25 protein-coding genes, 2 tRNA genes and 2 pseudogenes are annotated in these 25,575 nt (G+C 70.7%); 15 read left to right on the top strand and 14 right to left on the bottom strand.

Features of this window, described 5'->3' with window-relative positions:
• Positions 1-152 precede the first annotated feature (152 nt).
• The 5 genes from paaA to paaE are packed head-to-tail and all read left to right on the top strand — an operon-like array spanning position 153 to position 3,880.
• The gene (gene paaA, locus CP969_RS20100; RefSeq protein WP_016825453.1) at positions 153-1,265 is read left to right on the top strand and encodes a 1,2-phenylacetyl-CoA epoxidase subunit PaaA; all 1,113 of its coding nucleotides are present in this window, start codon (positions 153-155) and stop codon (positions 1,263-1,265) included.
• Complete coding sequence (gene paaB / locus CP969_RS20095; RefSeq protein WP_016825454.1) at positions 1,262-1,549, top strand: 1,2-phenylacetyl-CoA epoxidase subunit PaaB; 288 nt, start codon at positions 1,262-1,264, stop codon at positions 1,547-1,549. The genes paaA and paaB overlap by 4 nt, the downstream gene beginning before the upstream one ends.
• Positions 1,546-2,280, top strand: a complete 735-nt coding sequence (gene paaC / locus CP969_RS20090) for a 1,2-phenylacetyl-CoA epoxidase subunit PaaC (RefSeq protein WP_016825455.1) — start codon at positions 1,546-1,548, stop codon at positions 2,278-2,280. Before paaB ends, paaC begins: the two co-directional genes overlap by 4 nt.
• Entirely contained in the window at positions 2,274-2,822 is a 549-nt protein-coding gene (gene paaD / locus CP969_RS20085; protein WP_016825456.1) for a 1,2-phenylacetyl-CoA epoxidase subunit PaaD, read from the top strand. Before paaC ends, paaD begins: the two co-directional genes overlap by 7 nt.
• Positions 2,822-3,880, top strand: a complete 1,059-nt coding sequence (gene paaE, locus CP969_RS20080) for a 1,2-phenylacetyl-CoA epoxidase subunit PaaE (RefSeq protein WP_016825457.1) — start codon at positions 2,822-2,824, stop codon at positions 3,878-3,880. The genes paaD and paaE overlap by 1 nt, the downstream gene beginning before the upstream one ends.
• 137 nt (positions 3,881-4,017) lie before the next feature.
• Here paaE and CP969_RS20075 read toward each other — a convergent pair whose 3' ends face one another.
• The 5 genes and pseudogenes from CP969_RS20075 to CP969_RS34265 all read right to left on the bottom strand — a co-directional run.
• Positions 4,018-4,347, bottom strand: coding sequence for a rhodanese-like domain-containing protein (locus tag CP969_RS20075; RefSeq protein ID WP_016825458.1), 330 nt, complete (start codon positions 4,345-4,347; stop codon positions 4,018-4,020).
• 52 nt (positions 4,348-4,399) lie between these two features.
• The gene (locus tag CP969_RS20070) at positions 4,400-5,239 is read right to left on the bottom strand and encodes a hypothetical protein (RefSeq protein WP_026085038.1); all 840 of its coding nucleotides are present in this window, start codon (positions 5,237-5,239) and stop codon (positions 4,400-4,402) included.
• 28 nt (positions 5,240-5,267) lie between these two features.
• Complete coding sequence (locus CP969_RS20065; protein ID WP_039831038.1) at positions 5,268-6,707, bottom strand: DUF2252 domain-containing protein; 1,440 nt, start codon at positions 6,705-6,707, stop codon at positions 5,268-5,270.
• A gap of 142 nt (positions 6,708-6,849) precedes the next feature.
• A complete protein-coding gene (locus CP969_RS20060; RefSeq protein WP_252991165.1) occupies positions 6,850-7,416 on the bottom strand; it encodes a methylenetetrahydrofolate reductase in 567 nt (188 codons plus the stop codon).
• A gap of 26 nt (positions 7,417-7,442) precedes the next feature.
• A pseudogene (locus tag CP969_RS34265) lies at positions 7,443-7,523 on the bottom strand (hypothetical protein); the annotation flags it as partial.
• A 257-nt stretch (positions 7,524-7,780) separates the two neighbouring features.
• Here CP969_RS34265 and CP969_RS20055 point away from each other — a divergent pair.
• Positions 7,781-8,427 (top strand): annotated as a pseudogene (locus CP969_RS20055) (NmrA family NAD(P)-binding protein).
• Between the two features lie 302 nt (positions 8,428-8,729).
• On the opposite strand, the gene CP969_RS20050 reads toward CP969_RS20055, so the two are convergent.
• A tRNA-Leu gene (locus CP969_RS20050) sits at positions 8,730-8,813 on the bottom strand.
• A 516-nt stretch (positions 8,814-9,329) separates the two neighbouring features.
• Here CP969_RS20050 and CP969_RS20045 point away from each other — a divergent pair.
• From CP969_RS20045 to pknB, 6 genes are all read left to right on the top strand, one after another.
• Positions 9,330-10,169, top strand: coding sequence for an FhaA domain-containing protein (locus tag CP969_RS20045; protein WP_016825463.1), 840 nt, complete (start codon positions 9,330-9,332; stop codon positions 10,167-10,169).
• A gap of 10 nt (positions 10,170-10,179) precedes the next feature.
• Positions 10,180-10,689 carry an FHA domain-containing protein FhaB/FipA gene (locus CP969_RS20040; protein ID WP_004985859.1) on the top strand — a complete coding sequence of 170 codons (510 nt, stop codon included), beginning with the start codon at positions 10,180-10,182 and terminating at the stop codon, positions 10,687-10,689.
• Positions 10,690-10,821: 132 nt separating this feature from the next.
• Complete coding sequence (locus tag CP969_RS20035; RefSeq protein ID WP_004985860.1) at positions 10,822-12,363, top strand: Stp1/IreP family PP2C-type Ser/Thr phosphatase; 1,542 nt, start codon at positions 10,822-10,824, stop codon at positions 12,361-12,363.
• A 27-nt stretch (positions 12,364-12,390) separates the two neighbouring features.
• On the top strand, positions 12,391-13,827 hold the full coding sequence (locus tag CP969_RS20030) for an FtsW/RodA/SpoVE family cell cycle protein (RefSeq protein WP_016825464.1): 1,437 nt from the start codon (positions 12,391-12,393) through the stop codon (positions 13,825-13,827).
• Complete coding sequence (locus CP969_RS20025; protein WP_016825465.1) at positions 13,824-15,302, top strand: peptidoglycan D,D-transpeptidase FtsI family protein; 1,479 nt, start codon at positions 13,824-13,826, stop codon at positions 15,300-15,302. Before CP969_RS20030 ends, CP969_RS20025 begins: the two co-directional genes overlap by 4 nt.
• A gap of 169 nt (positions 15,303-15,471) precedes the next feature.
• Positions 15,472-17,481 carry a Stk1 family PASTA domain-containing Ser/Thr kinase gene (pknB, locus tag CP969_RS20015; protein ID WP_016825466.1) on the top strand — a complete coding sequence of 670 codons (2,010 nt, stop codon included), beginning with the start codon at positions 15,472-15,474 and terminating at the stop codon, positions 17,479-17,481.
• Between the two features lie 224 nt (positions 17,482-17,705).
• Here the strand turns inward: pknB and CP969_RS20010 are convergent, their stop codons facing one another.
• The 5 genes from CP969_RS20010 to CP969_RS19990 all read right to left on the bottom strand — a co-directional run bounded on the left by CP969_RS20010 (position 17,706) and on the right by CP969_RS19990 (position 21,371).
• On the bottom strand, positions 17,706-18,461 hold the full coding sequence (locus tag CP969_RS20010; RefSeq protein WP_016825467.1) for a class E sortase: 756 nt from the start codon (positions 18,459-18,461) through the stop codon (positions 17,706-17,708).
• 13 nt (positions 18,462-18,474) lie between these two features.
• Positions 18,475-19,605, bottom strand: coding sequence for a class E sortase (locus CP969_RS20005; RefSeq protein ID WP_016825468.1), 1,131 nt, complete (start codon positions 19,603-19,605; stop codon positions 18,475-18,477).
• A complete protein-coding gene (locus CP969_RS20000) occupies positions 19,602-20,240 on the bottom strand; it encodes an aminodeoxychorismate/anthranilate synthase component II (RefSeq protein WP_016825469.1) in 639 nt (212 codons plus the stop codon). The genes CP969_RS20005 and CP969_RS20000 overlap by 4 nt, the downstream gene beginning before the upstream one ends.
• Positions 20,237-20,398, bottom strand: coding sequence for a hypothetical protein (locus CP969_RS19995; protein ID WP_086015610.1), 162 nt, complete (start codon positions 20,396-20,398; stop codon positions 20,237-20,239). Before CP969_RS19995 ends, CP969_RS20000 begins: the two co-directional genes overlap by 4 nt.
• Before the next feature lie 193 nt (positions 20,399-20,591).
• Positions 20,592-21,371, bottom strand: coding sequence for a DUF881 domain-containing protein (locus tag CP969_RS19990; RefSeq protein WP_004985880.1), 780 nt, complete (start codon positions 21,369-21,371; stop codon positions 20,592-20,594).
• A gap of 141 nt (positions 21,372-21,512) precedes the next feature.
• On the opposite strand from CP969_RS19990, the gene crgA reads away from it, so the two are divergent.
• Positions 21,513-21,767 (top strand): cell division protein CrgA, encoded by a 255-nt coding sequence (gene crgA / locus CP969_RS19985; RefSeq protein WP_004985881.1) that lies wholly within the window; start codon positions 21,513-21,515, stop codon positions 21,765-21,767.
• A gap of 302 nt (positions 21,768-22,069) precedes the next feature.
• Here crgA and CP969_RS19980 read toward each other — a convergent pair whose 3' ends face one another.
• Complete coding sequence (locus CP969_RS19980) at positions 22,070-22,960, bottom strand: rhomboid family intramembrane serine protease (RefSeq protein ID WP_026085040.1); 891 nt, start codon at positions 22,958-22,960, stop codon at positions 22,070-22,072.
• A 106-nt stretch (positions 22,961-23,066) separates the two neighbouring features.
• Positions 23,067-23,594 (bottom strand): peptidylprolyl isomerase, encoded by a 528-nt coding sequence (locus CP969_RS19975; RefSeq protein ID WP_016825472.1) that lies wholly within the window; start codon positions 23,592-23,594, stop codon positions 23,067-23,069.
• Positions 23,595-23,932: 338 nt separating this feature from the next.
• On the opposite strand from CP969_RS19975, the gene CP969_RS19970 reads away from it, so the two are divergent.
• Positions 23,933-24,634: a DUF5324 family protein gene (locus CP969_RS19970; RefSeq protein ID WP_004985887.1), complete on the top strand. Its 702-nt coding sequence runs from the start codon at positions 23,933-23,935 to the stop codon at positions 24,632-24,634.
• A gap of 122 nt (positions 24,635-24,756) precedes the next feature.
• Here the strand turns inward: CP969_RS19970 and CP969_RS19965 are convergent.
• A tRNA-Ala gene (locus CP969_RS19965) sits at positions 24,757-24,829 on the bottom strand.
• Between the two features lie 182 nt (positions 24,830-25,011).
• Between CP969_RS19965 and CP969_RS19960 the strand changes: the two genes are divergently transcribed.
• Positions 25,012-25,560, top strand: coding sequence for a helix-turn-helix domain-containing protein (locus tag CP969_RS19960; protein WP_004985889.1), 549 nt, complete (start codon positions 25,012-25,014; stop codon positions 25,558-25,560).
• The last annotated feature ends 15 nt before the right edge of the window (positions 25,561-25,575 follow it).

Genomic DNA, 25,575 nt, shown 5'->3' with positions numbered 1-25,575 from the left:
GGATCCCGTTCCGCAACCGTTGTCCACCGGCACCACCCGCAGGTTATCCACAGCGGTTGACACCTCGCGGCGTCCGTCTCACCATGGAATCGCACGAACCGAACGATCGGTCGGGAGCGTGTCCCGAGAAGAACCCAGGTCGAGGGGGACCCATGGCGACAGCAGCCGCCCGCGATACGGCCCGCAGCCAGCCGTACGACGCACCGGACGGCACCGCCGACACCGCCGAGTACGTGCGTGCCTTCGACGCGGCCGTCGCCGCCGACGAGCGGATCGAGCCGCGCGACTGGATGCCGGACGACTACCGGGCCACGCTCGTCCGGCAGATCGCGCAGCACGCCCACTCCGAGATCATCGGCATGCAGCCGGAGGCCAACTGGATCACCCGCGCGCCCTCGCTGCGCCGCAAGGCGATCCTGATGGCCAAGGTGCAGGACGAGGCCGGGCACGGCCTGTACCTCTACAGCGCCGCCGAGACGCTCGGCGTCAGCCGCGACGAGCTGCTCGACAAGCTGCACTCCGGCCGCCAGAAGTACTCCTCGATCTTCAACTACCCCACACTGACCTGGGCGGACGTCGGCGCGATCGGCTGGCTCGTGGACGGCGCGGCGATCACCAACCAGGTGCCCCTGTGCCGCTGCTCCTACGGTCCGTACGCGCGCGCCATGGTCCGCATCTGCAAGGAGGAGTCCTTCCACCAGCGCCAGGGCTACGAGCTGCTGCTCGCCCTGAGCCGGGGCACTCCGGAGCAGCACGCGATGGCGCAGGACGCGGTGGACCGCTGGTGGTGGCCGTCGCTGATGATGTTCGGCCCGCCCGACGACGAGTCCCCGCACTCCGCCCGGTCGATGGCCTGGAAGATCAAGCGGCACTCCAACGACGAGCTGCGCCAGCGCTTCGTCGACATCTGCGTCCCCCAGGCCGCCTCGCTCGGCCTCACCCTCCCCGACCCGGACCTGAAGTGGAACGAGGAACGCGGGCACCACGACTTCGGCCCGATCGACTGGGCGGAGTTCCGGGAGGTCCTCAAGGGCAACGGCCCGTGCAACGCGCAGCGGCTGGACCGGCGCAGGCGGGCCCACGAGGAGGGCGCCTGGGTCCGGGAGGCGGCAGCGGCCCACGCGGCCAAGCACACCCGCGGCACCGGCGACACCGGCGGCACCGCACACGGAACCGACCGGCCCACGCACGGAACCGACCGGCTCACGAACGGAACCGACCGGCCCGTGCCGGCGAACGGCGAGACAGGAGCGACGCGAGCATGACCCACACCGACTGGCCCCTGTGGGAGGTCTTCGTGCGCTCGCGCCGCGGACTGTCCCACACCCACGCCGGCAGCCTGCACGCGCCCGACGCGGAGCTCGCCCTGCGCAACGCCCGCGATCTGTACACCCGGCGCGGCGAGGGCGTCTCGATCTGGGTCGTGCCGTCGGCCGCGGTCACCGCCTCCTCGCCCGACGAGAAGGACCCGTTCTTCGAACCGTCCGCCGACAAGCCCTACCGGCACCCGACGTTCTACGAGATCCCCGAGGGGGTGCAGCACCTGTGACGACGCCCCCCGCCGAGGGCACCGCCCTCACGACGGCCGCGCTCGCCCTCGGCGACGACGCGCTGGTCCTCTCCCACCGCCTGGGCGAGTGGGCCGGCCACGCCCCCGTCCTCGAGGAGGAGGTCGCCCTCGCCAACATCGCGCTGGACCTGCTGGGCCAGGCCCGGGTGCTGCTGTCGATGGCCGGCGACGAGGACGAGCTGGCCTATCTGCGCGAGGAACGCGCCTTCCGCAACCTGCAGTTGGTGGAGCAGCCCAACGGCGACTTCGCCCACACCATCACCCGCCAGCTGTACTTCTCCACCTACCAGCACCTCCTGTACACCGAACTGGCCGCGGAGGGCGGCCCGTTCGCTCCCCTGGCCGCCAAGGCCGTCAAGGAGGTCGCCTACCACCGCGACCACGCCGAGCAGTGGACCCTGCGGCTCGGGGACGGCACCGACGAGAGCCACGCGCGGATGCAGCGTGCCGTGGACGCGCTGTGGCGCTACACCGGCGAGATGTTCCAGCCGGTCGAAGGCCTCGACGCCGACTGGACCGGTCTGGAGACGGCCTGGCTGGAGCAGACCGGAGAGGTGCTGCGCCGCGCCACGCTCACGGTGCCCGAGAGCCCGCGGGCGGGGGCGTGGACGGCCGGCGCGGGCCGCCAGGGCCTGCACACCGAGCCCTTCGGCCGCATGCTCGCCGAGATGCAGCACCTGCACCGCAGTCACCCGGGGGCGACATGGTGACCACCACCCCGCTGGAGGCGGAACTCCTGGAGCTCGCCGGTTCGGTGCCCGACCCCGAACTGCCCGTGCTGACCCTGCGCGAACTGGGGGTCGTGCGCGCGGTGCACGTGCGCGGGACGGACGCCGTCGAGGTCGAACTGACTCCGACGTACACCGGCTGTCCGGCCGTGGAGGCGATGAGCCTGGACATAGAGCGGGTGCTGCGCGAGCACGGGGTGCGCGAGGTCACCGTCCGCACGGTGCTCGCACCCGCCTGGTCGACCGACGACATCACCGACGAAGGGCGGCGCAAGCTCCGGGAGTTCGGCATCGCCCCACCGCGCGTGCGGCCGGCGTCCGGGCCGGTCCGGGTGGAGCTCGGGCCGACCCGCAGCCACTCCGCCCCCCGGGACGCGCGGGAGGAGGACCTCGGCCCCGTGCGCTGCCCGCACTGCGGATCCGCCGAGACCGAACTGCTCAGCCGTTTCTCCTCCACCGCGTGCAAGGCGCTGCGCCGGTGCCTGGCCTGCCGTGAACCGTTCGACCACTTCAAGGAGTTGTGATGGCGCGCTTCCACCGGCTCCGGGTGGCCGCGGTCGACCGGCTCACCGACGACTCCGTCGCCCTGACCCTCGCCGTCCCGCCGGACCTCCGCGAGGAGTACCGGTACGTGCCCGGCCAGCACCTGGCCCTGCGGCGCACCGTCGACGGCGTGGACCTGCGGCGCACCTACTCCATCTGCTCCCCCGCACCCGACGGCGAGGGACCGGACACGCTCCGGGTCGGCGTGCGGCTGGTCGAGGGCGGTGCCTTCTCGACCTACGCGCTGAAGGAGATCGGCATCGGCGACGAGCTGGAGGTCATGACCCCGGCCGGCCGCTTCACGCTCCGCCCCGCCCCCGGCCGGTACGCGGCGATCGTCGGCGGCAGCGGCATCACCCCGGTGCTGTCGATCGTCTCGACCCTCCTCGCGCGCGAGCCCCGCGCCCGCTTCTGCCTGGTACGCAGCGACCGGACCACCGCCTCGACGATGTTCCTGGAGGAGGTCGCCGACCTGAAGGACCGCCACCCCGAGCGGCTCCAGCTGGTGACGGTGCTCTCCCGGGAGGAGCAGCGGGCGGGCCTGCCGTCCGGACGGCTGGACCAGGAGCGGCTGACCGGGCTGCTGCCGGCGCTGCTGCCCGTGGACCAGGTGGACGGCTGGTTCCTGTGCGGGCCGTACGGGCTGGTCGAGGGGGCCGAGCGGGCGCTGCGCGGGCTGGGGGTGGCGCGCTCCCGCATCCACCAGGAGATCTTCCACGTGGACACCGGCACGGCACCGGCCGCGGTGGCACCGGCCCCCGCGCACAGCACGGTCACCGCCCGGCTCGACGGACGCGGCGGCACCTGGCCCGTGCAGGCCGGCGAGTCCCTGCTGGAGACGGTGCTGCGCAACCGGCCCGACGCGCCCTACGCCTGCAAGGGCGGGGTGTGCGGGACCTGCCGCGCCTTCCTCGTCTCGGGCGAGGTGCGGATGGACCGCAACTTCGCGCTGGAGGCGGAGGAGACCGAGGCGGGGTATGTGCTGGCGTGCCAGTCGCATCCGGTGACGGAAGAGGTGGAACTGGACTTCGACCGGTAGGAGCCACCCCGCTCCCGGGTTCGAGCCGGACCGGCTCGAACCGGCCCGACCCGGCGGCCCGCACCCGACCCGGTCGGTCCGCATCCGGCCCGGCGGCCGGGCCCGTTCCGAGCGGCCCGGACCCCGATCCGGCGGTCCTACAGCACGTGGCCGGGCTGCCCGTCGTCGGTGACGACGGGGCGGCCGGCGGACTCCCACACCTGCATGCCGCCGTCCACGTTCACGGCGTCGATGCCCTGCTGGGCCAGATACATCGTGACCTGGGCCGACCGTCCGCCGGAACGGCAGATCACATGCACCCGGCCGTCCTGCGGGACGGCCTCGGTCAGCTCGCCGTAGCGGGCCACGAACTCACTGATCGGGATGTGCAGCGCCCCTTCGGCGTGACCGGCCTTCCACTCGTCGTCCTCACGGACGTCGAGCAGGAAGTCGCCGTCCTCGAGGTCCGCGACCGCGACCGTGGGCACCCCAGCTCCAAAATTCATGCCCCCGACGCTACCGGACCGGCCGGGCCGGGGCTCAGCCCAGCAGCCCCGCCAGCTCCGTCTCGCGTTCGGTCACCTGGGCCCGCAGCTGCTCGGCGATCTCCTCCAGCAGCCGGTCGGGGTCGTCCGGGGCGAGGCGCAGCATCGCCCCGATGGCGCTCTCCTCCAGTTCCTTGGCGACCAGTGTGAGCAGTTCCTTGCGCTGGGCCAGCCATTCGAGGCGGGCGTACAGCTCCTCGGCGGCGCTCGGCACGCGCTTGAGCTCCGGGCCCGCGGCCCACTCCTCGGCGAGTTCCCGCAGCTCGGCCTCGTTGCCGCGGGCGTAGGCGGCGTTGACGCGGGTGATGAACTCCTCGCGGCGCAGCCGTTCCTTCTCCTCCTGCGCCAGGTCCGGGTGGGCCTTGCGGGCGAGGTCGCGGTAGAGCCTGCGGGCCTCCTCGCTGGGCCGTACCCGCTGCGGGGGCCGGACCGGCTGGTCCGTGAGCATGGCCGTGGCCTCCGGGAAGAGGCCGTCGCCGTCCATCCAGCCGTTCAGCAGTTCCTCGACCCCGGGGATCGGCATCAGCCGGGCGCGCGCCTCGTCGGCACGGCGCCGGTCCTCGGGGTCGCCGGTGCGGGCGGCCCTGGCCTCCAGGATCCGGGCCTCCAGCTCCTCGAGGCGGGCGTAGACCGGGCCGAGCTTCTGTTCGTGCAGCCGGGAGAAGTTCTCGACCTCGACGCGGAAGGTCTCCACCGCGATCTCGAACTCGATCAGCGCCTGCTCGGCGGCCCGTACGGCCCGCTCCAGCCGCTCCTCGGGCCGCGAGGCACCGCCGTCGCCCGACGTCCGCGCACCGGCGCCGCCGTCTCCCTGCTCACCTTCCGAGGTCGTCACCCGGACAGCGTAGGCCACGGTCCGCCCCTCACACTCCCAGCTCCGCCGCGATCCGTCCCGACCGCACCGCCGCCACCAGGTCCGCGTGGTCCGCCTCCGTGCGGTCGGCGTAGGCGACCGCGAAGGCCGCCACCGCCTCGTCCAGTTCGTCGTTCTTGCCGCAGTAGCCGGCGATCAGGCGGGGGTCCGCGCTGTGCGAGTGGGCGCGGGCCAGGAGGGCGCCGGTCATCCGGGCGTAGTCGTCGACCTGGTCGGCGGCCAGGGCCGCCGGGTCGACGCTGCCCTTGCGGTTGCGGAACTGGCGCACCTGGAAGGGCCGGCCGTCGACCGTCGTCCAGCCCAGCAGGCCGTCGCTCACCACCTGCATCCGCTTCTGGCCCAGGACCACGCGCCTGCCCTCGTGGCCCGCCTCCGGGGCGTCGAAGCCGGCCGTCGCCAGATGCGGCACCAGGGCCGAGGGACGGGCCTCCTTCACCTGCAGGACCAGCGGCTCGCCCCGGTGGTCGAGGAGCAGCACGACGTACGAGCGGGTGCCCACGCTGCCCGTGCCGACGACGCGGAACGCCACGTCGTGCACCGCGTGCCGGGCCAGCAGCGGGAGGCGGTCCTCCGGGAGCGTGCCGAGGTACTCCTCCAGGGAGGCGGCCACCGCGGCGGCCTCGTCGTCCGGGACGCGGCGCAGGACCGGCGGCGCGTCGACGAAACGGCGGCCGCCGTCCGCCGTCGCCTCGGTCGACTTGGCCGCGAAACGGCCGCTGGTGTTCGAGCGGGCCTTCTCGGAGACCCGCTCCAGCGTGCCCAGCAGATCGTGGGCGTCGGTGTGGGAGACCAGCTCCTCGTCCGCGATCGCGTTCCACGCGTCCAGCGCCGGCAGCCCGGACAGCAGCCGCATCGTGCGGCGGTAGGCGCCCACCGCGTCGTGGGCCGCCGCGCGGCAGGTGTCCTCGTCCGCGCCGGCCTCCCGCCCCGCGAGCACCAGCGAGGCGGCGAGTCGCTTCAGGTCCCACTCCCAGGGGCCCGTCACCGTCTCGTCGAAGTCGTTCAGGTCGATGACCAGTCCGCCGCGCGCGTCCCCGTACAGGCCGAAGTTCGCCGCGTGCGCGTCGCCGCATATCTGGGCGCCTATCCCCGTCATGGGGGTGCGGGCCAGGTCGTACGCCATGAGCCCCGCCGATCCGCGCAGGAAGGCGAACGGCGTCGCGGCCATCCGGCCCACCCGGATCGGGGTCAGCTCGGGCAGCCGGCCGCGGCCGGACTCCTCGACGGCCTCGACCGCACCGGGGCGGGAGGCGTCCAGGTCCAGGGTGGCGTGCGCGCTGCGCGGAACCCGCCGGCGCAGGGCCTTGCCCTCCGCCTTGGGGACGCCAGCGGCCGGCCACCCGGCGAAGCCCGGCACCCGCGGCAGCCGCCGCGGCTCACCCGCGCCCACCGTGCCTTCCGCACCTGCCGTGCCTTGCACGCCCGTCATACCTCGCACGTCTGCCGTCCCGGTCACCCCTGCAACAACCTCGGTCACACCAACCGTCTCCCCCGCACGCGCCCACCCGCGCGCCCCTGACGTTTCTTCCGGCCCGGCACCGAGGACGACACGGCACCGGGCATGACATCGATCACGCCGACCGTACCGCCGGTGGCCGAAACACGGCAGGTCCTGTGGACAACTCCGGAGGTGTGGAGAAACCCCGATGGTGAGGAGGAACAGGGCGACGCCCCGGCCCGGCGCCGGGTCCGCGGGTCAGGCCGGTGTGCTGGAGGGGCGCGGTGCCGCGTGAGGCTTTCGTTCCGCTCGCCCCGTCCGCCCGGGCTGGCAGCGGCAGGGACCGGTGGATCTCCAGGGCGGTGGTGGGGCGGTTGAGGGTGAGGTAGTGCAGGCCGGGTGCCTCCGCGTCGAGGAGTCGTCGAGCGAGCGCGGTGGCGTGCGCGACGCCTGCGCGGTTCGCCTGACCGGGGTCGTTCCGGGCGGCCTCCGGACGACGCGCCAGGTCGTCCGGGACGGTCGCGTTGCCGAACCGGGCGAAGCGGCGTATCCGGTCGGAGCGGGGGGCCAGCATGATCGCGGGGGTGACGGGGACGTGGCAGCCGGCCGAGGCCAGTCGGTCACACAGCCGGAAGTAGTCGTCCGCCCGGAAGAGCAGAGGAACATCTGGGTGATGGTGAAGCCCGCACCGCTGCGGCACTTGGCGACGAAGTGGCGGATGTCGTCCCGGTCGGCCGATCTGGGGTGACGCTCCGGGGAGGCGGCCACCGCCGCGTCGAAGGCCCCGCACTCGCGGACGAGGCGCACGAGGCGCACGAGGCGCGGCAGCGGCTCGCCCGGCTGGCCGCGGAACTCGCCGCCACATACGGCGAGTTCACGCCTACATCTGCTGATGGGTAGTCACTTTCCCCTAGGTGCCTACTATGCCGCGGCTGTTAGCGTGCCGGACGTCACAGTCAGTGACGAGCAGTGAGTGACGAGTCGTGACGGCGGCGTGCTCGCGTGCGGCGTGCTCGATCACCAGACCTCGATCACCACGGCACCCACACCATCTGGGGGAGACCATGATTGCAGTCACGGGAGCCACGGGGAACATCGGCCGTCCGCTGGTCTCACTGCTCGCGGAGGCCGGTGAGCAGGTGACGGCCGTCTCGCGGAACACGCCCGGTTTCGAGCTGCCCGAGGGCGTCACCCACCAGCGGGCCGACCTGGGCGACGCCGAGAGCCTCCGCCCCTCGCTCGAGGGCGCCGAGGCGCTGCTCGTCCTGCTCGGGGGCAGCTCAACGCCTTCGCCTGGGCGGAGTCCGTCCGCACCCGGCGCACGATCGCGGCGCCCTTCGCCGACGTCGCCCTCCCGGTCATCGACCCCGCCGACATCGCCGCGGCGGCGGACGTCGTCCTGCGCAACGGCAGGCACTCCGGCGGCATCTACGAGCTGACCGGGCCGGAAGCCATCACGCCCCGCCGGCAGGCCGAGGAGATCGGCCGGGCCCTGGGCGAGTCGGTCGACTTCGTCGAGCTGACCCGCGAGCAGGCGCGGGAGGGCATGCTGCAGTTCATGCCCGAGCCCGTCGTGGAGGGCACGCTCGACATCCTGGGCACGCCGCGGCCGCGCGAGCAGCAGGTGAGCCCGGCCGTCGAGCAGCTGGTCGGCCGCCCTGCGCGCCCCTTCGGCGAATGGGTGGCGCGCAACGCCGCGGCCTTCGAGTGAGCTGACCGACGGTTACGGACCGTGTCAGCCGCGTGTCCGTCGACACCCGCCGACGGGCACGCGGTCGGTATGTCCGGGCTCCGCGGCTCGACGGCCCCCGCCCCGGCCCCGTGACGCCCACGTCGTGCGGCACTCCCCCCGGCACCCCGCACCACAGCGGATCCCGCCCATGAAATAGCTCACACGACGGGCCCGCACACCCTCCCCCGGCCGTGCGCTGCCTCACAACTGCCGGTAAACCGAGGAACGGGCCCCTGCCGTGACTTCCGTCACCTGCAGAGACCCGTTCCTCGGTTTCTCTGTGCGCGAGGGGGGAGTTGAACCCCCACGCCCTTGCGGGCACTGGAACCTGAATCCAGCGCGTCTGCCTATTCCGCCACCCGCGCATTGGGTGTGTCCTCGGGCCCCACCCCTGTGGGGTTCGGCGCCTTCCGACACCCAGAACATTAGCACGCTGTCCGGGGTGGGTTCACATCCCTTTCCCCCGGCCCCCGCACCCACCAGCCCTGGTCAGCGCTTCCGCCCGGGGCCGGCCTCCACCGCTCCCATCCCACCCGCGCACCGCTCCCGCGGCGGCGGAGGCTGCTTCACGTATCAACCTCGTACCGGTGACCCCCGTCTTCCCAGGAGCCGGTCGGAGTCCACAGCCGGGTGCGGGACACTGGTCTGCGGCCCCCTCTACGATCCATGGCAGAACGACGTGCACCAACACGGCCGAGGGAGTTCGAAGAGGGGCCCCGGAGGGAACTTCGTCAGGCGTCGACACCCGTCGACCGGGCGGACAGGGGGAACCAGTCGATCGACCCGCGCGTGGATACGATCAGTAAGCAGTACCAGGTAAACAGTGCACGACACGGTGCACGGCGCAGTACACAGGACGGCAGCGACGGAGGAGGTGCCCCATGGGAGTCCTGAAGAAGTTCGAGCAGCGTCTCGAAGGTCTGGTCAACGGCACCTTCGCCAAGGTGTTCAAGTCCGAGGTGCAGCCCGTGGAGATCGCGGGAGCGCTCCAGCGGGAGTGCGACAACAACGCCACCATCTGGAACCGCGACCGCACCGTGGTCCCCAACGACTTCATCGTCGAGCTGAGCACCCCGGACTTCGAGCGGCTCAGCCCGTACTCCGGCCAGCTCGGCGACGAGCTCGCCGGCATGGTGCGCGACTACGCCAAGCAGCAGCGCTACACCTTCATGGGCCCCATCAAGGTGCACCTGGAGAAGGCCGAGGACCTCGACACCGGTCTGTACCGGGTGCGCAGCCGCACCCTCGCCTCCTCCGCCAGCCAGGCGCCCGCGGGCCCCGCCGCCCCGCCGGCCGGCGGCGGCTACGGCTACCCGCCGGTCGGCGGCCCCGCGGGTGCCCCGCCCATGCCGGCCGCGCCGCCGCCCGGCGCCCGGCCCGGCGGCTACGGCTACCCCCAGCCCGCGGGTGCCCAGCGGCCCCCCGCCGCGCCCGGCGGACGCACCCGCCACTGGATCGAGATCAACGGCACCCGCCACCAGATCTCCCGCGCCACGCTGGTGCTGGGCCGCAGCACCGACGCCGACGTGCGGATCGACGACCCCGGCGTCTCCCGCCGGCACTGCGAGATCCGGACCGGAACGCCCTCGACGATCCAGGATCTCGGATCCACCAACGGCATCGTGGTGGACGGGCAGCACACCACTCACGCTACGCTCCGCGACGGCTCGCGGATCGTCGTGGGCAGCACCACCGTTATCTATAGGCAAGCCGAAGGGTGAAGCGGGGGCAATGTCAGAGCTGACCCTCACGGTCATGCGGCTGGGGTTCCTGGCCGTTCTGTGGCTGTTCGTGATCGTGGCCGTGCAGGTCATCCGGAGTGACCTGTTCGGCACTCGTGTCACCCAGCGCGGAGCACGGCGGGACTCCGGCCGGCAGCAGCAGGCCGCCCGGCAGGCACCGCCGCCGCAGCGCCAGCAGTCCGGCGGCGGTCGCCGCGGCCGGAACACACCCACCAAGCTGGTCGTGACCGAAGGCACCCTCACCGGCACCACCGTCGCGCTCCAGGGCCAGACCATCACCCTGGGCCGGGCGCACGACAGCACCATCGTGCTGGACGACGACTACGCCTCCAGCCGCCATGCCAGGATCTACCCGGACCGCGACGGCCAGTGGATCGTCGAGGACCTGGGCTCCACGAACGGCACCTACCTGGACCGGACCCGGCTGACGACCCCCATGCCGATCTCGCTGGGTGCGCCGATCCGCATCGGCAAGACCGTCATCGAGCTGCGGAAGTAGTACGACAATGAGCGAGCGGAGCGAGCACGCGGTGGGGGTCCTCCATCAGGGTCCCGGCGCGCTCCCGACCGGAGGGTGGGCAGTGTGGCTCGACACGACCGGCTGTACCCGGAGCCGACAGGCGAGGTGCGCATGAGTCTGTCCCTGCGCTTCGCCGCCGGATCGCACAAGGGGATGATCCGGGAGGGCAACGAGGACTCCGGTTACGCCGGTCCGCGCCTGCTCGCCATCGCCGACGGCATGGGCGGCGCCGCGGCCGGAGAGGTCGCCTCCTCCGAGGCGATCTCCACCATCGTCGCGCTCGACGACGACGTCCCCGGCTCCGACCTGCTCACCTCGCTCGGCTCGGCCGTGCAGCGGGCCAACGACCAGCTGCGCATGATGGTCGAGGAGGACCCCCAACTCGAGGGCATGGGCACCACCCTGACCGCCCTGCTGTGGACCGGTCAGCGCCTCGGCATGGTGCACGTCGGCGACTCCCGCGCCTACCTCCTGCGCGACGGCGTCCTCACCCAGATCACCCAGGACCACACCTGGGTGCAGCGCCTGGTCGACGAGGGCCGGATCACCGAGGAGGAGGCGACCACCCACCCCCAGCGGTCCCTGCTCATGCGGGCCCTCGGCAGCGGCGAACACGTCGAGCCCGACCTGTCCATCCGCGAGGTCCGGGCCGGGGACCGGTACCTGATCTGCTCCGACGGCCTGTCCGGCGTGGTCTCCCACCAGACCCTGGAGGAGGCCCTGGCCGGCTACCAGGGCCCCCAGGAGACCGTGCAGACCCTGATCGAGCTGGCGCTGCGCGGCGGCGGCCCCGACAACATCACCGTGATCGTCGCCGACGTCCTGGACCTCGACACCGGGGACACCCTCGCCGGGCAGCTCTCCGACACCCCGGTCGTGGTGGGCGCGGTCGCCGAGAACCAGAACCAGCCGCACGACAACGGCATCATGCAGACCCCGGCCGGCCGCGCCTCCGGCCTCGGCCGCCGGCGCCAGGAGGGGGGCGGCGGCGAGTTCGGACCGCCCGGCAGCGGTGACGTCACCGGCTTCATCCCCACCGACGGCTTCGACTACGGCGACGACGACTTCACCAAGCCCCGCAAGGGCCGCAAGTGGTTCAAGAGGTCCGCCTACAGCCTGCTCACCCTCGCCGTCATCGGCGGCGGCCTGTACGGCGGCTGGCGCTGGACGCAGACGCAGTACTACGTCGGCACCAAGGGCGAGCACGTCGCGCTGTACCGGGGCATCAGCCAGGACCTGGCCTGGGTCTCGCTGTCGGAGGTGGTCAAGAACCACCCCGAGATCGAACTCAAGTACCTGCCGCCCTACCAGCGCGAGCTGGTCGAGGCGACCATCGCCGAGGGCAGCCTCAAGGGCGCCCGCGCGAAGATCGAGGAACTGTCCGTCCAGGCCTCCGCGTGCAAGAAGCAGGCCGAGCGGCGCGCCGCCGAGAGCGAGAGCAACGCCAAGACCGGCGAGGGCGAGGCGGGAGGCACCACGGGAACCACACCCGCCTCCTTCACGTCCAAGGCCTCGCCGACGCCGACCCCCTCGGGCTCGGCGCAGGCTCCGCAGCAACCCACGTCCCCGTCCACCACCGCACCCACCCCCAACCCCGGCCCCAGCCTCTCGGAGGAAGAGCAGAAGGTCGTCTCGCTGTGCGGTAAGCAGTAGGCAAGCCGTGAGAGGCCCTGTCACACGATGAGCAGTACACCCAACCCGTCGCCGCAGCACACGTCCACGATCGGTGCGATCGGCGCACCCAGCCGCCGCAACACCGAACTCGGGCTGCTGGTCTTCGCCGTGGTCATCCCGGTCTTCGCCTACGCCAACGTCGGCCTGGCCATCGACGGCTCCGTCCCCTCCGGGTTGCTCGCCTACGGGCTGGGACTCGGTCTGCTGGCGGGGGTCGGACACCTCGTGGTGCGGAAGTTCGCCGCGTACGCCGACCCGCTGCTGCTGCCCATCGCGACGCTCCTGAACGGCCTCGGGCTGGTCGTGATCTGGCGGCTGGACCAGTCGGAGCGGCTGCAGCTGCTGGCGAAGCGGGCGTACGGGGCGTTCAGCCCGTCCGCCCCGAACCAGCTGCTGTACTCGGCCATCGGCCTCGGCCTGTTCGTCGCGGTGCTCGTCTTCCTCAAGGACCACCGCATCCTGCAGCGGTACACCTACATCTCGATGGTCGCCGCCCTGATCCTGCTGCTGCTGCCGCTCGTGCCGGGGCTCGGGGCCGATGTGTTCGGCGCCAAGATCTGGATCCGGGTCGCCGGGTTCTCCATCCAGCCGGGTGAGTTCGCCAAGATCGTCATCGCGATCTTCTTCTCGGGCTACCTCATGGTGAAGCGGGACGCGCTGGCGCTCGCCAGCCGCCGGTTCATGGGCCTGTACCTGCCTCGTGGCCGCGACCTCGGCCCGATCATCACCATCTGGGCCGTCAGCCTGCTCGTCCTCATCTTCGAGAACGACCTCGGCACCTCGCTGCTGTTCTTCGGCCTGTTCGTGATCATGCTGTACGTCTCCACGGAGCGGACGAGCTGGATCGTGATCGGTCTGCTGATGTCCGCCGCCGGTGCCGTGGGCGTGGCCTCGTTCGCCAGCCACGTCCAGGCCCGCGTGGACGCCTGGCTGGACCCGTTCGGCTGCTACCAGACCTCCGGTGCCTGTGAGCAGATCGGCCAGTCGATCATGTCGTTCGGCTCCGGTGGCGTGATCGGCACCGGTCTCGGACAGGGCCACTCCGACCTGATCGGCTTCGCCGCCAACTCCGACTTCATCTTCGCCACCTTCGGCGAGGAGCTGGGCCTGGCCGGCGTCATGGCGATGCTGCTGCTCTACGGACTGATCGTCGAACGCGGTATCCGGACCGCCCTGGCCGCCCGCGACCCCTTCGGCAAGCTGTTCGCGGTCGGTCTGTCCGGCGCCTTCGCGCTGCAGGTCTTCGTGGTCGCCGGCGGTGTCATGGGGCTGATCCCCCTGACCGGTATGACGATGCCGTTCCTCGCGTACGGCGGTTCCTCGGTCATCGCCAACTGGGCCCTGATCGGCATCCTGATCCGCATCAGCGACACCGCCCGCCGCCCGGCCCCCGCACCCGCCACCAACCCCGACGCCGAGATGACCCAGGTGGTCCGACCGTGAACAAGCCCCTGCGCCACATCGCGATCTTCTGCGGGCTCCTCGTCCTCGCCCTGCTGCTCCGCGACAACTGGCTCCAGTACGTCCAGGCGGACGCCCTGCAGAAGCACGAGCGCAACCGGCGCATCGCCATCGAGCGCTACGCGCAGCCGCGCGGAGACATCATCGTCGACGGCAAGCCCATCACCGGCTCCAAGCAGACGTCGGGCAGCGACTTCGAGTACAAGCGCACCTACAAGAACGGCCCGATGTGGGCGCCGGTCACCGGCTACGCCTCGCAGGCCTTCGGCGCGACCCAGCTGGAGAGCATCGAGGACGGCATCCTCACCGGCAACGACGACCAGCTGTTCTTCCGCAACACGCTCGACATGCTCACCGGCAAGAAGAAGCAGGGCGGCAACGTCGTCACCACGCTCAACGCCGCCGCCCAGAAGGCCGCGTACGAGGGGCTGGAGAAGCAGGGCGGCAAGGGAGCCGTCGCCGCCATCGAGCCGTCCACCGGCAAGATCCTCGCCCTCGCCTCCTACCCGTCGTACGACCCGTCGTCGTTCGCCGGGAACTCCACCACCACGGACACCGAGGCCTGGCAGAAGCTGCAGAAGAAGAACAACCCCGACGACCCGATGCTCAACCGGGCCCTGCGCGAGGTCTACCCGCCCGGCTCCACCTTCAAGGTCGTCACCGCCGCCGCCGCACTGGAGAACGAGCTCTACACGGACGCGGACCAGAAGACGCAGACGCCGCTGCCGTGGATCATGCCGGGCACCAGGACCCCGCTGAAGAACGACGGCGACCTCCCCTGCGAGGACGCCAGCCTGCGTGAGGCACTGCGCGTGTCCTGCAACACCGTCTTCGGCAAGATCGGTGCCGACCTCGGCAACGACAAGATGCTGGAGATGAGCGAGAAGTTCGGCTTCAACGCCGAGCAGTTCACCCCGGTCCGCGCCAACGCCTCCGTCTTCTCCGACGACATGGACAAGGCGCAGACCGCACTCTCCTCCATCGGCCAGTTCAACACCGCCGCGACCCCGCTGCAGATGGCCATGGTCACCGCGGCCATCGCCAACGACGGCACGCTGATGAAGCCGTACATGGTCGACGCGCTCCAGGACTCGAGCCTCAACCCCGTCGAGAAGACGGACCCGGAGGAGCTGAGCCGGCCGATGACCGCGAAGAACGCCCAGATCCTCCAGTCGATGATGGAGACGGTCGTCGAGAAGGGCACGGGCGGCAACGCCCGCATCCCCGGCGTCACCGTGGGCGGCAAGACCGGTACCGCCCAGCACGGTGTGGACAACAAGGAGAACCCCTACGCCTGGTTCATCTCCTACGCCAAGAGCGCCGACGGCAGCTCGCCGGTGGCCGTCGCGGTCGTCATCGAGGACGAGAACGCGGTGCGGGGCGACATCTCCGGCGGTGGCCTCGCGGCGCCGATCGCCAAGAGCGTGATGGAGGCGGTCGTCAAGGCCAAGCAGTGACCCCGGTCACGTCTGCTTCACATCGGTGCACGTTGCGGTACCGGTCCTGTATCGGCTGACGAACTTGGCCAGGTCGCACAAAAAGAGCCGGGTACCGTAGGCCCGGACTGCAGCCTCCGGCGGCACGCATGTGCCGCCCGGGACCGACGGAGAGGGCTGGTAGGTAGCTATGGAAGAGCCGCGTCGCCTCGGCGGCCGGTACGAACTGGGCCAGGTGCTCGGCCGCGGTGGCATGGCGGAGGTCTACCTCGCGCATGACAGCCGCCTCGGCCGCACCGTGGCGGTGAAGACGCTGCGCGCCGACCTGGCACGCGACCCGTCCTTCCAGGCCCGGTTCCGCCGGGAGGCCCAGTCGGCCGCCTCGCTCAACCATCCCGCGATCGTCGCGGTCTACGACACGGGCGAGGACTACATCGACGGGGTCTCCATCCCCTACATCGTCATGGAGTACGTCGACGGCTCCACGCTCCGTGAGCTCCTGCACAGCGGCCGCAAGCTGCTGCCGGAGCGGACGCTGGAGATGACCATCGGCATCCTCCAGGCCCTGGAGTACTCCCACCGGGCCGGCATCGTCCACCGCGACATCAAGCCGGCCAACGTCATGCTGACGCGCAACGGCCAGGTCAAGGTGATGGACTTCGGCATCGCCCGTGCGATGGGCGACGCCGGCATGACGATGACGCAGACCGCCGCCGTCATCGGCACCGCCCAGTACCTCTCGCCGGAGCAGGCCAAGGGCGAGCAGGTCGACGCGCGCTCCGACCTCTACTCCACCGGCTGCCTGCTGTACGAGCTGCTGACCGTCCGTCCGCCCTTCGTGGGCGACTCCCCGGTCGCGGTCGCCTACCAGCACGTGCGGGAGGAACCGCAGGCGCCGAGCGTCTTCGACCCCGAGATCACGCCCGAGATGGACGCGATCGTGCTGAAGGCGCTGGTCAAGGACCCCGACTACCGCTACCAGTCGGCCGACGAGATGCGCGCCGACATCGAGGCCTGCCTCGACGGCCAGCCGGTCGCGGCCGCCGCGGCGATGGGCGCCGCGAGCTACGGCGGCTACGGCGACGACCAGCCGACGACGGCCCTGCGCTCGGACGCCGGCGCCGGCGCGGCGACCTCGATGCTGCCGCCCATGAACCCGGACGACGGCGGCTACGGCTACGACGACCGCCCCGACCGGCGCCGCCAGAACCCGAAGAAGAACAACACCTCGACGATATTGCTGGTCGTGGCGGGCGTCCTGGTCCTGATCGGCGCGATCCTGATCGGCCGCTGGGCCTTCAGCGGCGACGGGGTGAGCAACGACGGCGTGGCGGTCCCGAACTTCGTGGGCCAGACCAAAGCGGACGCCCAGGAGCGCGCCGACAACGTCGAACTGAAGCTCTCCTTCGAGGAGAAGCCCTGCGAGGACCAGAGCAAGGGCAGGATCTGCGAACAGGACCTCAAGCCGGAAACCCAGGTCAAGAAGGGGGACACCGTCAACCTGGTGGTGTCCACCGGAGCGCCGAAGGTGGCGGTGCCGAGTGTGATCGGCCTCAGCCTGGAGGACGCCAAGGCCAAGCTGGAGGGCGACGACTACCAGCTCAAGATCGAGACGCAGGCCCGGGAGTCCTCGGAGACCCCGAACAGCGTCCTCGAGCAGAACCCGACCTCCGGCAAGGAGGTGGAGAAGGGCTCCACGATCACCCTGGTGATCGCCAAGGAGGAGGCCAGGTCCACCGTCCCGGACGTCATCGGCAAGTCCTGTGACGAGGCCAAGGCCCAGATGTCGGCCAACGATCTGGTGGGCAACTGCACCGAGCAGGAGACCGACGACCCGAACCAGGTCGGCAAGGTCATCTCGACCACGCCGAGCGCCAACACGCCGATCGGCAAGGGCTCCCAGGTCCAGATCGTCGTCGGCAAGGCCAAGCAGGAAGAGAAGTTCGGCATGCCGAAGGTCACTCAGATGACGGTCGGCCAGGCCAAGCAGGCCCTCGCCCAGGCGGGCCTGCAGCTCGAGCGGGTCGAGGGCGTGGACGACGACAACGCCATGGTGATCCAGAGCGTCCCGGCGGAGGGCCAGGAGGTCAAGAAGGGCGACAAGGTCACCCTGATCGCCATCGGCCAGCAGGGCGGCAACGGCGGCAACAACGGCGGCGGCTTCTTCGGCGGCCTCACCGGCGGCCGCGGGGACGACTGACCCTCCCGGCCCGGAACGGCAGGAGCCCCGGCACCCTCCCTGGAGGGGGCCGGGGCTCTTTCACGGGTCCGTCCCGGACCCGCGTCCCTGCTGCACCCGTGCTTTCGCGCGCCTCCGCGGGGCTGCGTCGGGCCCGGGCACGGGGAAGGCCCGGCGCCGCGACGTCCTGTCGTGGCTCCGGGCCCTCTCCGTGCCGGACGGTCGGCCCCCTGCGAGGAGGACGGTCAGCGCAGTTCCGCGGGCGGCGTCCGCTCGTCGTCCACCTTCTCCGTGCGGACCAGTTCGCCCCAGACGATGTAGCGGTACTTGCTGGTGAACACCGGCGTGCAGGTGGTCAGCGTGATGTAGTGGCCGGCCTTCTTCTTCCCGGACTCCTTCGGGACCGGGGAGAGGACCTCGACGTTGTACTTCGAGGTCTCGGGGAGGATGCCGTAGACCTTGTAGACGTACCACGTGTCCTTCGTCTCGAAGACGATCGGGTCGCCCTTCTCGATCTGGTGGATGCCGTGGAACTTGGCCCCGTGGCCGTCCCGGTGGGCCGCGAGCGAGAAGTTGCCCTTCTTGCCGGAGGTCGGCAGGGTCGCCTTGACGGGGTCGGTGTAGTAGCCGGCGACGCCGTCGTTGAGGACCTCCATCGAGGTGCCCTTCTCGACGAGGATCTCGTCCCCGCTCATCGTGGGCACGTGGAGGAAGCCGATGCCGTCCTTGCTGTCGAAGGAGACGGGACCGCCGCCGTCGGGCTCCCGGCTCCAGGAGTCGCGGATCTTGTCCGCCTGCTCGCCCGCCGCGCGGTCGGCGACGACGTTCGTCCACCACAGCGAGTAGGCGACGAACAGGCCCAGCACCAGGCCCGCGGTGATGAGGAGTTCCCCGAAGAGGCTGACCACGAGCGCCACCGGGCTCATGCGGCGGCGTGCCGCGGGCGGCGGTGACGCGGGCCCGTCGGTGTGCTGTTCGGTGTCGTCGGCGGTCGCTGCCACGTTTCCTCTGCCCTTACCTGACGAGCGCATCCGGCTTGCCCTTGCTGCGCGGCCGTTCCTCGTCCATCTTGCCCCAGACGATCATGCGGTACTTGCTGGTGAACTCCGGCGTGCAGGTGGTCAGTGTGATGTAGCGACCGGGTTCCGTGAAGCCCGAGTCCTTCGGGACCGGGTCGAGGACGCTGATGTTGCTCGGCGAGGTCACCGGCAGGATCGACGCCATCTTGTAGACGAAGTACGTGTCCTGCGTCTCCACGACGATCGGGTCGCCCGGCTCCAGCCGGTTGATGTACCGGAACGGCTCACCGTGCGTGTTCCGGTGGCCCGCCAGCCCGAAGTTGCCGCTCTTCGCGTCCGGCATCGCCGTCTTCAGCGCGCCCTCCGCGTAGTGGCCCACCATGCCCCGGTCGAGCACCTTCTTGCTGTTGATGCCCTCGGCGATCGGCACCACCACGTCCAGCTTCGGGATGTGCAGCAGCGCGAAACCCTGCCCCGGCTCGAACACCCCCGGATTGCGCTTGCCGTTCGCCCAGTCGCTCTGGAGGTCGCTGAGTTCCTTGCCGGCCTGCGCCTGCGCCCGCACGTTCGTCCACCACAACTGGTAGGTGACGAACAGCAGCATCAGCACGCCGGTGGTGATGAACACCTCGCCGATCGCACGGCTCGCGACGACCGCGGGGCTCGCCCGGCGTGCCCGGGCCCGCCGGCGTGCCTCCACCCGCGACAGCGGCGCCCCGGACGGCCCCTCAGGGGCTCGGGACGCCGCCTCGGGCTCCCCGGCCCCGCGAGGGCTTCCACGCCGCCCCTGACGCCGTTTCGCGGCCTTCCTGCGGGCAGCACGGCCGCCCGGGGCCCCGGTGGGCTCCTCCCGGACCGGGCGCTCCGGCGGATCGGGCGGATCGGGGATCCGCAGCGCCACCGTCTCCTCGTCGACGGGCGGCAGGTACGCGGTGTCGTCGGAGGCACTGCCGTAGGGGTCCCGCGGAGCGCCGTCGTACCGGCCGTCCCCGAACGTGCCGGGTGCCCCGTACGGCTGCTGCCCGTACGGGGTCCCCTGCTCGCCGCCGACGCCGTATCCGGGGTGGTCCGTGAAGGACTCCCCGTATCCGGCACCGGACTCGCGCTCGGGGCGCAGCGCGGTCACGCCGTGGCCCTGCCCACCACCGGGGCGAGCCCCGCCGATCTCGCCACCGCGCCCTCGTCACCGCACTCCGCCAGCCAGTTGGCCAGCATCCGGTGCCCGTGCTCGGTCAGCACCGACTCCGGATGGAACTGCACGCCCTCGACCGGGAGTTCACGGTGCCTCAGCCCCATCACGATGCCGTCCGGCGTTCTGGCCGTGACCTCCAGCTCCGCGGGTACGGTGGCCGGTTCGGCGGCCAGCGAGTGGTAGCGGGTCGCCGTGAAGGGGGAGGGCAGACCGGCGAAGACGCCCCGGCCCGTGTGCTCGACCGGCGAGGTCTTGCCGTGCAGCAGCTCGGGCGCGCGGTCCACCACCCCGCCGTACGCCACCTGCATCGACTGCATGCCGAGGCAGACCCCGAAGACCGGCACCCCGGTCGACGCGCAGTGCCGCACCATGTCCACGCAGACACCGGCCTCTTCGGGGGTGCCGGGTCCGGGTGACAGCAGCACGCCGTCGAAGCCGTCCTGCGCGTGCCCCGTCGACACCTCGTCGTTGCGCAGGACCTCGCACTCGGCGCCCAGCTGGTACAGGTACTGGACCAGGTTGAAGACGAAGCTGTCGTAGTTGTCGACGACGAGAATGCGCGCGCTCACTGGTTGTCCACCGTCACATCGTTGAAGGGCAGCAGCGGCTCGGCCCACGGGAAGACGTACTGGAAGAGGAGGTAGACCACGGCGATGATCAGCACGAGTGAGATGAGCGCCCTCACCCATCCGTTCCCCGGCAGATGCCGCCAGATCCAGCTGTACATGCCGTCCCTTCCGTCGTACCACGGCACCAGACCCACGCCGTAGCCACCAGACTAGCGGCGCGGCGCCTCCGGTTCCCCTGTGTCCACAGGCTGTGTACGGACCGGGCGGGCCCGGGCGCGTGCACCCGGAAGTACGTGCCGCGGGGGCGATCGCCTCGATCTCTGCGGGCCCGGTCCCCCGTAGGCCCCGCCGCTACCCGACGGGCTCCGCGTGGTGCAGGTCCACCGTGCCCGAGTAGCCGGGCAGCGTCACCCTCCCGTTGTCCTCGACCTTCCAGCCGAGCCCGTAGACGTTGACGTACACCATGTAGTTCTGGATCGCCGGGGAGGTCGTGAGCGCCTTCTTCAGCTTCTCCGGGTCGCCGACCGCCGTGATCTTGTACGGCGGCGAGTAGACGCGGCCCTGGAGGATCAGGGTGTTGCCCACGCAGCGCACCGCGCTGGTGGAGATCAGCCGCTGGTCCATGACCTTGATGCCCTCGGCGCCGCCCTGCCACATCGCGTTCACCACGGCCTGGAGGTCCTGCTGGTGGATGACCAGGTAGTCGGGCTGCGGCTCGGGGTAGCCGGGGAGCCTTGCGGTGGCGTCCGGCGGGGCGTCGTCGAGCGTGACCGTGATCGCCTCGCCCTCGAGTTTCCGCGTGCCCGCGCGTTCCTCCAGGGCGGCGAGTCGGTCGTCCTCCGCCTGGGTGCTGCCGTCGTCGCGCTCGGCAAGGGCCTCTATGTCCTTGCGCAACACGCCGTTGGACTCCTCCAGCTCCCCGTTCGCGCGGCTGCGCTCGTGGATCAGGTCGGACAGCCGCAGCAGCGAGGCGTCCGTGCGGATGTTGGTGCCCTTGGCCGTGTGGAAGCTGGTGAAGAAGATGAGCCCCGCGAGCGCGAAGACCCCCGCGGTGAGGACGCGCACGGGCCGGAAACGGTGTCGGCGGGCGGGTCTGGCTTCCGTCCCGGGGAAGTCGGCAGAATTGCTCAACGTACCCTTATCTCCTTCGGCGCCGCGGAAGCACTACGCTAACGGACGCCCGGGGGAGCGCTCAGAGTCCCCTTGTACGCTGCTCCGAGCCCGACCCAGTTCCCTGCGCGGCCACGCAGCGCATCGACAGGAGAGACCCTCGTGCCGAAGTCACGTATCCGCAAGAAGGCCGACTACACGCCGCCGCCGGCGAAGCAGACGACTGCTCTCAAGCTGACCAACCGCGCCTGGGTCGCGCCGGTGATGCTGGGCCTGTTCCTCATCGGACTGGCCTGGATCGTCGTCTTCTACGTCACCGACGGCTCGCTGCCCGTCGACGCCCTGGGCAACTGGAACATCGTGGTCGGCTTCGGCTTCATCGCCGCCGGGTTCGGCGTCTCGACACAGTGGAAGTAGGGCGCGCCGCGCGGTGAGCTCGGTTCTGCCCCGCACTGTCCACCAGCCCTGCCCAGAGCCTTCCACCGGCTCTGGGCAGGGCTGTCCACTGAGTTATCCACAGGCTTTTCCACATGGGGAAAACAAACCCCGATCTGTGGATAACTCATCAGAGGTTGACGCCGGTGTGACAAGACCACTGGTGACCGAAAATTTGTTCGTCGCTCATCTGACCTGCATCAACAGGGGACCACAGCCCTGGACGCCACGGTCTCCGCACACTGTGCACAAGATTCACCACCCACTGTGGACAACCCTGACGCTCAGGTGAGCTGCGCCGTCCTCAACAGGACCAGCAGAACCACCACAGCCAGCACCAGTGCACAGGTGCCGTACTGGATCAGCGCCCTGCGCTCGCGCGGGGCGTGGACCATGGCGTACCCGATCACGACACCGGCGACGAGCCCTCCGATGTGCGCCTGCCAGGCGATGTTGAAGCCCGGGCTGAAGGTGAAGATCAGATTGATCACCAGCAGGGCGATGATCGGACGCATGTCGTAGTCGAGGCGGCGCATCAGGACGGCCATCGCACCGAAGAGGCCGAAGATGGCGCCGGAGGCGCCGAGCGTGGCCGTGGTCCCGGAAGCCAGCAGATACGTCAGCGCGCTGCCCGCCAGCCCGGAGATCAGATAGAGCGCGAGATAGCGCGCCCGGCCGAGGGCCTGCTCGAGCGGTCCGCCGAGCCACCACAGGCCGAGCATGTTGAAGGCGATGTGCCAGATCGCCTCGTGCGTGAACATCGAGGTGAACAGGCGGTACCACTCGCCGTCGGCCACTCCCTCGGTGGGCAGGAACGGAGCCGGCGGCCAGACACCGATGAGGTACAGATCGCGCAGCAGCGAGGGTCTGATCTGCACGGCGACGAACACCGCGAGATTGATCCCGAGAAGGACCTTCGTGACCAGCCGGGGATCGGCGACGACGGTGCCGCCGGCGATCGTGCGGGGCAGGGAGGCCGTGGGGGCGTGTCCGGTGCCCGAGCCGCTGCGGACGCACTCCGGGCACTGGAAACCGACCGAGGCGTTGACCATGCACTCGGGACAGATCGGGCGCTCGCAGCGGGTACAGCGAATGCCGGTCTCGCGGTCCGGGTGGCGATAGCAGACGGGGACGCTCCGGGCGTCCTGCGGGCTGCCGGCAGCCTGGTCGTCCATGGGCACCCCTCGGTCGTGTGGAAAAGCCCCGCCCCGCCCATCCTTACGGATGAGCGGGGCGATTGGTTCCCCTCTGCGGGCTTTCGCTCTCCGGGGAGCGGAGGGCTCAGCCCTCGCGGATCTCGACCGACTCGATCACGACGTCTTTCACCGGACGGTCGGTGCGCGGGTTGGTCTGCGTGGAGGCGATGGTGTCGACGACCTTCTGGCTGGCGGCGTCGGCGACCTCGCCGAAGATGGTGTGCTTGCGGTTCAGCCATGCCGTCGGGGCGACGGTGATGAAGAACTGCGAGCCGTTGGTGCCCGGGCCGGCGTTGGCCATCGCCAGCAGGTAGGGCTTGTCGAAGCGCAGATCCGGGTGGAACTCGTCCTCGAACTGGTAGCCGGGGCCGCCGGTGCCGTTGCCCAGCGGGTCACCGCCCTGGATCATGAAGCCGCTGATCACCCGGTGGAAGACCGTGCCGTCGTAGAGCTTGTCCGTGGACTTCGCACCGGTCTGCGGGTGGGTCCACTCCCGCTCGCCCTTGGCGAGCTCGACGAAGTTCTTGACCGTGATGGGCGCCTGGTTCGGGAAGAGCCGAACCTCGATGTCGCCGTGATTGGTCTTCAGGGTGGCGTAGAGCTGCTCAGCCACAATGTGCCTTCCGTTGTCTTTCCGTGACTCCCTGATCCTCGCACGGACGGGGCGCGCAGTCGTCCGTCGCCCGTTCAGCGGGGGAAACCGAGCCGTTCCGCTTGCGGAAAACCGGCCGAGCGGTCCCGTGGCGGGGGCGCGCGGCGGCGATCCGTGGCATGGTCGGCACCGAGCTTCCGTTGCTCCGGATTCATCCGCCCTTGCCCTCGATATCACCAGGGAGCGACTCCGACGGCACCCGGATGCCCGCCCGCGCATGCCTCACGGCGCCGCGGCAGGCATGATCCGTAAAAGGGTGGAAAGTCGAAATACCGTACGCCACCGAGGAGGAGGAACCCGTGACCCGCATCGACAGCGTGCGCGCCGCGACCGGTTCGGCGAAGGAGAGCGTGCTGCACGCCGCGGACGTGGTGGCGCCCTACGCCGACTCGGCCAAGATCAGGGCCGCGCACTACGCGCAGGAGGCACGCGTACGGCTAGCGCCCAAGGTGACACAGGCCGCCGGACAGGCCCGCCTCCGGTACGGCGCCCATGTGCAGCCGTATCTGGTACAGGCCCGGACGCATGTGCCGCCGAAGGTCGACCAAGCCGCCCACGAGGCCGCCATCCGCACCCGCAAGGCCGCCCGGCAGGCGGCGGAGTACTCCCGACCGAAGATCGAGCAGGCGCTGGCCGTGGCCGGACCCGCCAAGGAGGAGGCCGCGGCCCGCAGTGCCGCCGCGCTGGCCGCACTGCGCAGCCAGGTCACGGCCCAGCAGATCCAGAAGCTGGCCCGCAAGCAGCAGCGGCGGGCGCGGGCCGGCCGGGCCGCGAAGATGGCCCTGGTCCTGGGCGCCGTCGCAGGAGGCGTCTTCGCCGCCTGGAAGTGGTGGGACAAGCAGGCCAATCCGGACTGGCTGGTGGAACCGCCGACCGCGACGGATGTCTCGGAGTCGGCCACGCTGACGTCGGTGGACGGCAGCGGCGGATCCACGCTCGACCCCGAGGTCGAGGCGAAGGAGGCCGAGGAGGAGTCCTCCAAGCGCGACGATCAGCCCTGACGCACGACCGCGGTAACAGCACGGTGGGGCAGGAGACTTGGACGTCTCCTGCCCCACCGTGCTGTTCCACGTGAAACAGGACCCCTCCCACCGCGTTTCCGCAGGTGGGAGGGGTCCGATAGTGGAGCCTAGGGGAGTCGAACCCCTGACATCTGCCATGCAAAGACAGCGCTCTACCAACTGAGCTAAGGCCCCGGACGGGAAGCGTCCACCAGGAGGAAGCACATCCCGGCGGGCGCCGGTGACCAGAGTACCGGGTCCCCCCGGGGATTCCGCAAAAAGATTGGGGGTCCCCGTGACCAACCACTCTCCGTAAGATGCTCGACGTGGTTCGCTACAGCGAACCACGGTTCCTGGGGAAGCGATGGGGAGACGCAATGGACGCCGCACAGCAGGAAGCCACCGCAAGAGCGCGGGAACTGCAGCGGAACTGGTACGGGGAGCCGCTGGGGGCGCTCTTCCGTAGGCTCATAGACGACCTCGGCCTCAACCAGGCTCGTCTCGCGGGGGTCCTGGGGCTGTCCGCACCGATGTTGTCGCAGCTGATGAGCGGCCAGCGGGCGAAGATCGGAAACCCCGCGGTGGTCCAGCGGGTACAGCTGCTGCAGGACCTGGCGGGACAGGTCGCGGACGGCAGCGTCAGCGCGGCCGAGGCGACCGAGCGCATGGAGGAGATCAAGAGGTCTCAGGGGGGCTCGGTACTCAGCAACACCACCCAGACGACGAGCAGTTCGGGTGCCCCCACGGTCAAGCGGGTGGTCCGCGAGATCCAGTCCCTGCTGCGTTCGGTGGCGGCCGCCGGCGACATCATCGAGGCCGCCGACACCCTCGCCCCCACCCACCCCGAGCTGGCAGAGTTCCTCCGGGTCTACGGGGCCGGTCGCACCTCCGACGCGGTCGCGCACTACCAGGCCCACCAGAACTGAGCCCCCGCCCGGCGG

Source organism: Streptomyces viridosporus T7A (assembly GCF_008704515.1).
In the GTDB taxonomy this organism is placed as follows: Bacteria; Actinomycetota; Actinomycetes; order Streptomycetales; family Streptomycetaceae; genus Streptomyces; species Streptomyces viridosporus.
This window is presented reverse-complemented; position numbering and strand designations above follow the sequence as displayed.

Coding starts and splice junctions, on each gene's coding strand:
- paaA (WP_016825453.1), top strand. CDS start 153: ATGGCGACAGCAGCCGCCCGCGATACGGCCCGCAGCCAGCCGTACGAC.
- paaB (WP_016825454.1), top strand. CDS start 1,262: ATGACCCACACCGACTGGCCCCTGTGGGAGGTCTTCGTGCGCTCGCGC.
- paaD (WP_016825456.1), top strand. CDS start 2,274: ATGGTGACCACCACCCCGCTGGAGGCGGAACTCCTGGAGCTCGCCGGT.
- paaE (WP_016825457.1), top strand. CDS start 2,822: ATGGCGCGCTTCCACCGGCTCCGGGTGGCCGCGGTCGACCGGCTCACC.
- CP969_RS20065 (WP_039831038.1), bottom strand. CDS start 6,707: ATGACGGGCGTGCAAGGCACGGCAGGTGCGGAAGGCACGGTGGGCGCG.
- CP969_RS20045 (WP_016825463.1), top strand. CDS start 9,330: ATGGGAGTCCTGAAGAAGTTCGAGCAGCGTCTCGAAGGTCTGGTCAAC.
- CP969_RS20040 (WP_004985859.1), top strand. CDS start 10,180: ATGTCAGAGCTGACCCTCACGGTCATGCGGCTGGGGTTCCTGGCCGTT.
- CP969_RS20035 (WP_004985860.1), top strand. CDS start 10,822: ATGAGTCTGTCCCTGCGCTTCGCCGCCGGATCGCACAAGGGGATGATC.
- CP969_RS20030 (WP_016825464.1), top strand. CDS start 12,391: ATGAGCAGTACACCCAACCCGTCGCCGCAGCACACGTCCACGATCGGT.
- pknB (WP_016825466.1), top strand. CDS start 15,472: ATGGAAGAGCCGCGTCGCCTCGGCGGCCGGTACGAACTGGGCCAGGTG.
- CP969_RS19995 (WP_086015610.1), bottom strand. CDS start 20,398: ATGTACAGCTGGATCTGGCGGCATCTGCCGGGGAACGGATGGGTGAGG.
- CP969_RS19980 (WP_026085040.1), bottom strand. CDS start 22,960: ATGGACGACCAGGCTGCCGGCAGCCCGCAGGACGCCCGGAGCGTCCCC.
- CP969_RS19960 (WP_004985889.1), top strand. CDS start 25,012: ATGGACGCCGCACAGCAGGAAGCCACCGCAAGAGCGCGGGAACTGCAG.